The following is a 430-nucleotide window of genomic DNA, read 5'->3' as shown; positions in this document are numbered from 1 at the left end:
CCGTGTGGGCTACCGGGAGTACCGGTCGGACCCCGCCGTGTGCCGGCGCTGCGCGGTGCGCACGCAGTGCACGAGCAGCGCCAATGCGGTGAAGCTGGTGGTGCGCCACGTCTGGGAGCGCGCGAAGGAGCGGGTCGAAGCAAGGCGTCTGACCGAGTGGGGCCGACGCATCTACCGACGTCGCAAGGAAACGGTGGAGCGCAGCTTCGCTGATGCCAAACAGCTGCATGGGCACCGCTATGCACGCATGCGCGGTCTGAAGCGCGTGATGGAGCAGTGTCTGCTAGGCGCCGCAGCGCAGAACATGAAGAAGATCGCACTGGCGCTGGCGCGCCTTTTACTTCACCTGATGGCTGCCGTCCGCTGTCGCATACCAGCGGATCAAGCGCTCACGGCGCACATGAGCCCACTTCGACTGGCGTGGGCCTGA

1 protein-coding gene is annotated in these 430 nt (G+C 66.3%); it reads left to right on the top strand.

Annotated features, from left to right (window positions below):
* Positions 1-430, top strand: a 430-nt coding sequence (locus U5805_RS31640; protein ID WP_322107407.1) for a transposase, incomplete at its 5' end; no start/stop codon positions are given.

The organism is Paraburkholderia sp. J41 (assembly GCF_905220235.1).
In the GTDB taxonomy this organism is placed as follows: Bacteria; Pseudomonadota; Gammaproteobacteria; order Burkholderiales; family Burkholderiaceae; genus Paraburkholderia.
The sequence above is the reverse complement of the archived record's forward strand: the minus strand, read 5'-3'. Positions and strand labels throughout refer to the sequence as shown.